Here is a 5,830-nt window from a genome sequence, read left to right as displayed (position 1 = left end):
GTGAGGACTCCAGGAAGTTCATGGGTGTACGAGGGAGACGTACGCGTGCGCATGAAGGTGAAGGCGTACGGGTGCGTACGGGCGCGTTCGCGCGCCGCGCACGTGCGGGCCCGCACGTGCGCCGCCGTGGCGGCACACCGGCGCGGCCCGGCGCGTGTCGGCGGCAGGGCGGGGGCCGACTCCGGAGTGGCCCCGGGGTCGGGCGAGGGGAAGGGAAGACCGGCAGCCCGGCAGCCCGGCGGCCCGGCAGCCGCAAAAACCGGGAAGACCGGGAAGACGGCGGAACCGGTCAGGAACGCGCAAGAGCGAGCACGGGCAGGTCAGTCAGTCAGTGCGTCAGCCAGTCAGCCCGTCAGCCAATCCGTCCGTCCGTCAGTCAGCACCGTGCCGTCCACTGCCGCCTGCACGGCAGGGCCGCCCCACAGGCGCGCGGGACTTGGCGTGTGTTCTGTCGACGGCCTGTTCAGTCGACGGCGTGTTCTGTCGCGGCAGGAGGTCTGCGCGTGCCGTACGGCACGCGGCGGACCGTCTCCGACCCTTGCTCCTTATGCCATTGCTGCACTCCCCCACCGATGCCCACTCGCTGACTGCTCCCCCTGATCGCGATGCGCCTTCGCGATGTCCGGCCCACCGAACGTAACGCACCGGTGCCACCACAACCAGGCACCGCAGACTCCCCGCGCCCAACGACACTGTTTCCATGCGTGCCCATGGCACACATAAAAGCTTTTGACCTGCCGTTATGCCGCGCCCAGCATGTCCACGCCCCCTTTTGACCCAGGGCGCTTTGCCGTCTTCAGACGTCTTGGCAACAGGACAGCGGAGCCCTTTCGCGCCCCTTTCCCGACCCTTTCGAAGCGCGTCCACCCCGCCATGGCCACGAAAGCGCTCACGTCGGCGCACATTCAAGCCCTCGTGATTCCCGTCGGGCCTCCGCAAGCCGAAAAGGCGGTCGCCTCACGCCCCTTCCGTTGGCACTCGCGCCGTTCCGCGCGTCCGCCGCGAATAATCTCGGAGCCGGACCGGACCGGGGGATTCGAGCCGCCCGTCAGCAACTACTGGCCAGTCGACCATTCTCATCGCCTTGCCGTATCGAGTGAAGCGCTGCGCCGGTCAGGCGGTCAGGCGGTCAGGGCCTGGTTGAGCCGGACCACGCACACGTTCCCGTGACGGCGGCCTCCTCGGCGTGCGGGTCACGAAGAAGCCGCGGTCGTGACAGTCAGCGCGGACGCGCGCCCGATCCTCCTGCGGCTCACGTCCTTACACGCGGGGCGCGAACCGCGGGGCGCGCGATTTCGGAGGTATCGGCTCGGGGGCGCGAACCTTGGCCAAAGCCTTGGATGGCGAACAGGCCTTCGAGGCGGATCCGCTCGTGCGTGAGCTTGTTGCGTCCGCAGTGCGGAACTGCCGGCGCCCAAGGGGGGTCTCGCCGATAATTCGCCATATCTGCCGTGCGGTGCCGACTGCTACGGAGCGCGGGGGCGCCCCTCGCATTCCCATGCGCGCGGAGTAACGGCGGGTGCCGCGAGGCGTAAGTTGCCACATAAGGTGACGTCCTGTTTTCAGACACCTCCTGATCAAGGGAGATGGGGCTTGTGGTGCTTCGGTAATTCGGTGTGATAACGCGGGCTACGGCGACGCATGGGAACTCCGAATCGGTGTTGCACACACTCAGAACAGGCGGGGTTGCCGCAGTGTCCGACAAGACGCCCGGCCGAGAACGGACGTGACAGGTCCGTCAATCGTCAGTAAGCCGTGGTGTTCGGCGATGTGCGTCGGCACCTCTCGCTCCGGGGTTCTCCACGGTCGCCCGGGGCGCCGGGCCGGCCCAGGGGATGGATCAGTGGGCGGGTCAGTGCGCTGGGCAGTGGAGGCGGTGCCAGTGTTCCAGCGCATCGTCCAGCAGCGGCGCCTCCGGATCGTCCCAGACCAGGCAGCCCCACACCAGGCCGGGCACATCCGGGCCCATGGCATCGGCCGGCCCTTCGGTGAGTGTGCAGTGCACGGCGTCGAGGTAGGCGGCGATCGACGGATGGCTCGGCTTGTCGCAGGACAGATCGTCCGGCAGCGACCAGCTGCCGACGCCGTCCGCGCCCACGTAGTGCCCGTACTCGGGACCCGCCATGTCGCCGCTCAGCCACGGAACCACCGCGGCGCCCCACCAGTCGCGCCGGCCGGCCTCGGGCAGCCGTGCCCTGAGCACGTCCGCCGGGCCGAGCAGCATCCCCCCGGGCAGGAACGCTCCCGAGCCGACCTCGCCCTCTTCCTCGTTGGCCGCGATGTACTGGTGTTCCACACCGCTGCACAACCGCCAGAGATCGCCCAGCTCGGCGGGGAGACCGAAGCCGAGGTGCTGCCTCAACTGAGCGTCGACAGCTTGAATGGAGTGCTCCGGGACCGGCGGCAGGAGGGAGGCATACGAGACCGGGGCGTTCGCCCTCAGCCAGTCCGTGAGGCGGCGCCAAGCCGACGCCACACTCCGTTGATCGCTCATCCCGCCAACCTACTGCGCCCTGTGGGCCGGGCTGGACGGTGGGATTCAGCCCATGATGAGCCGGACCCATCTCGATACCCCCCGTGTCACAGGCATTGCAATCTCCCTCCCTCAGGCTCTCAAGAGGCGCCGCACGTCGGTGAACCGAGTGCCGCGGCCGGCTCACACCGGACAACGGACCTCCCGCTCAGCCCTCCTCTCCTCGGCGGCACGACGCATCTGCTCCTTGTGCTCCCGCTCGCGGGCCTCGTGCGCGGCAGCGGCAGGGCAGTTGTGGCAGCGCGCCGTCCCCGACGAGGTTCAGCGGCCGTGGTTGATGACGTACCCGAGCCCGACGAGTGCGCCGCCGACGCCCGCCTGCATCGCTATGCGCGTCAGCTCGTCCGGTGCCATCCTCCAGCAGGCGACGCGCGTGACCCGACCGCCGTCGGCCCGCCGGAGACAGGACCAGGGGGTATGGCCAGGAGCGCGCTCCACGTACGCCCCGAACCCGCCACGGCGTGCGCTCCGCCACCCAGCGCCATCGTCGCGCAGAAAGCGCCCGGCGCAGGAAGAGTCGGGACGCACCGGCACCACGCCGCCGCCGGCCCGCGCCCCGAGGGGAGGGCCGGCCGTGCGCAAGGCCCGGACATCGCCGGTGGGCCCGGTTCCCCGATGCCCGCCGGTGAGAGCGCCCCGACCGAGGCGCGGAACCCGAGGGAGAACCCATGAGTGAGCAGCCTGACGTGCCCGTAGCCGCGTACAAGAACGGTCTGCGCTCGGCCCACTGGTTCAACGGCACCGTCGGAGGATCCGTCATGGGCGCCCACATCGGCTCCTGGATCCGCGGCTGCCCCTGACCTCCCCCGGCAGGACGGCGGCCCGCGGGGCCGGGGCCGCACGCGCATGCCTTCCCGCTCCGGCATCGCCCGCCTCCCGGGCTTTTGCGGTAGTGGTCTTGATCCGTTCGGCATCTCCCGATTCCATCGCCCGGAGCACTTCCTGCGCAGCTGCCTGCGCCGCCTCGGTCGCGGCAGAAAGAGCATCTTCCGCGCGCTTGACGGTGTCCTTGGTCTCCGGGTCCGGTTCCAGCAGGTCGCCGAGCAGCGGGCCTTGTGGGCGCTCGCGGCTGTGTCCCTGCCCTGGGCCTGGCAGGCGCGCCGTGCAGCTGCGCCGACAAGGCTGGCTGTACGGGACAGTCGCGAACTGGACCGCGCCTCACGACGCTTGCAGGCTGCCCCTCGTTCGCGTGCCGCGGGTGATCGGAGTGCCGGTGCAGCGCAGGCGGCCCCGCACGATCGCGGTCCGCGGGTAAGTGCGTCACTGCCTGGTCAGGGCAGCGGACGACGCCGAGTACGGCGCTGGTGACCGGCTTGCAGCCGTGGACGGTGCGCCGGCCCAGCCGGGGGGCGCAGGGCGGTCCGGTCGATGGCCTGGCCGGCGTGCAGGAGCAGCCAGGCCAGGACCCGGTGGCTTTGCCACTCTGCATGAGTCGAGTCCGACGCGTTGGTGCGGTGTGTGTCTGCGGCCCGCGGATGGCGTGGTCGCTCAAGCGCCCGGAAGTCGCCGAGCCGGGCGTGGGAGAGGCGAATGCCGCGGCGGCCCGCCGCGCCTGGCTGACGGACGACGCAGGCCCGTCACGCGCGGCTCGATGCTGGCGGCACGGAGGTTTCAGCAGGAGATCCGCGGGATCCGGTGTCTCGTGTGTCCCAGAACTCGGGTCAGGGCTTGTCCATCCGTCCGCCAGAAGTTGACCGGGGCCCGCGGATTCCGTCCAGGAGGTAGGTGGTGCGGCGGTCGAACGCGTCCCGGGGAGGGCGCTTTCCGTGCTTGAGGGCGAGGGCGGTGTCGACGAAGAGCGCGTGGAGGTCGCCCGCCGTGAACTCCGGACGCAGCACCCCGGACGCCCTTGCGGCCGCGACGAGTTCGTCGTTGACCTCGCTTCCCGCCCGGCAGATCTCCATGAGCTGCTGCGAGTTCGGATACGTCTGCAGCAGGACGTCGTTGACGGCGGGCTGGCGGTACTGGAGATCGCGGATCGCGGTGAGGTAGTACGCGATCCGCTCGCCGGCGTCGGCGATGGTCCGCGTGCGGTCGATGGCGGCGAACAGCTCCGCGGCGACGACCTCCTCGATGACGGCCTCGATCAGGCCGATCCGCCCGCCGAACCGGTTGAAGATCGTGGCCTTGCTGACCCCTGCCGCTTTGGCGACCTCCTCCAGCGGCACCGTCAGACCCCGCCCCTGGAAGGCGCCGATCGCGGCGGCGCGGATCTGCTCGGAGTTGCGCCTGGCGTCGGCGCGCAGCCGGGATTCAGAAGGCACCGCACCGGCCAAGGTTCCCACCGACTCCCGCCACCCTAATTTGACCCATGTGGTCAGTTTACTTACGGTCGACGGCGGAGAGAAACTGACCACCATGGTCAACTTAAGGTTCGCCGGTCACCGAGCCGGACGCCGCAGCCATACAGGACAGGAAGAGACCAGGAACATGATCGTTGTCACCGGTGCCACCGGCGGGCTGGGCGGCGCCACCGTCGAGCATCTCCTCCAGCGCGTGCCCGCCGAGCGGATCGGCGTCAGCGTCCGCGACGTGGCCAGGGCACAGCACTTCGCCGACCGCGGCGTGCGCGTGCGGCAGGGCTCCTACGAGGACCCGGCGCGCTGCGCGACTCCTTCGCCGGTGCCGAGCAGGTGCTTGTGGTGTCCGGCAACGATCCGGCCGCCGACATGACCGGCCTGCACCGCAGTGCCGTCGAAGCCGCCGTCGCGGCCGGTGCCCGGCGGATTCTGTACACGAGCCAGCAGGGCGCCGTCCCCGGCAACCCGTACCCGCCTTCGGACATCCACCTCGCCACCGAGGCCGCCCTCCGCGACTCGGGAGTCGCCTGGACCGCGCTGCGCAACGCCGCCTACGGCCCACTCGACCAGATCCTCGGCCCGTGGCGACGGACCGGTGAGATCGCCCAGCCCGCAGACGGTCCGGTCCCGTACACCGACCGTGCCGAGGTGGCCGAGGCCACTGCGGTCATCCTCGCCGGTGACCGGGCCTTCGACGGTCCCGTCGCGCTCACCGCGCCCACCGCTGTCACCCTCGGCGACCTCGCCGAGGTCGCCTCCGGTCTCACCGGCCGCACGATCAAGCGCGTCGTCCTGGACGACGAACAGTGGGTTGCCGACCACATCGCGACCGGTGTCCCGGAGCAAGCGGCCAGGTTCATGCTCACCTGGTACCAGGCCGGCCGCGCAGGCTACTTCGCAGAGGCCGACCCTCTGCTGGCCCGACTCCTCGGCCGGGAGCCCCGCAGCGCCGCCGACCGGCTCGCAGCCGACATCGCCGCCTGACCTGCTTCTTGCG

General features: G+C 70.5%; 3 protein-coding genes and 1 pseudogene. 2 read left to right on the top strand and 2 right to left on the bottom strand.

Going from position 1 to position 5,830, the window contains the following annotated elements:
• Window positions 1-1,852 precede the first annotated feature (1,852 nt).
• Window positions 1,853-2,494, bottom strand: coding sequence for an SMI1/KNR4 family protein (locus GPA10_RS28365; protein WP_058846706.1), 642 nt, complete (start codon window positions 2,492-2,494; stop codon window positions 1,853-1,855).
• A gap of 707 nt (window positions 2,495-3,201) precedes the next feature.
• On the opposite strand from GPA10_RS28365, the gene GPA10_RS43485 reads away from it, so the two are divergent.
• Complete coding sequence (locus tag GPA10_RS43485; RefSeq protein WP_281364848.1) at window positions 3,202-3,333, top strand: hypothetical protein; 132 nt, start codon at window positions 3,202-3,204, stop codon at window positions 3,331-3,333.
• 861 nt (window positions 3,334-4,194) lie between these two features.
• Here GPA10_RS43485 and GPA10_RS28360 read toward each other — a convergent pair.
• Window positions 4,195-4,797 (bottom strand): TetR/AcrR family transcriptional regulator, encoded by a 603-nt coding sequence (locus GPA10_RS28360; protein ID WP_343041410.1) that lies wholly within the window; start codon window positions 4,795-4,797, stop codon window positions 4,195-4,197.
• A gap of 166 nt (window positions 4,798-4,963) precedes the next feature.
• Between GPA10_RS28360 and GPA10_RS28355 the strand changes: the two are divergent.
• Window positions 4,964-5,817, top strand: a pseudogene (locus tag GPA10_RS28355) (NAD(P)H-binding protein).
• Window positions 5,818-5,830 lie beyond the last annotated feature (13 nt).

It is taken from the genome of Streptomyces typhae (assembly GCF_009755605.1).
Classification (GTDB): domain Bacteria; phylum Actinomycetota; class Actinomycetes; order Streptomycetales; family Streptomycetaceae; genus Streptomyces; species Streptomyces typhae.
This window is presented reverse-complemented; position numbering and strand designations above follow the sequence as displayed.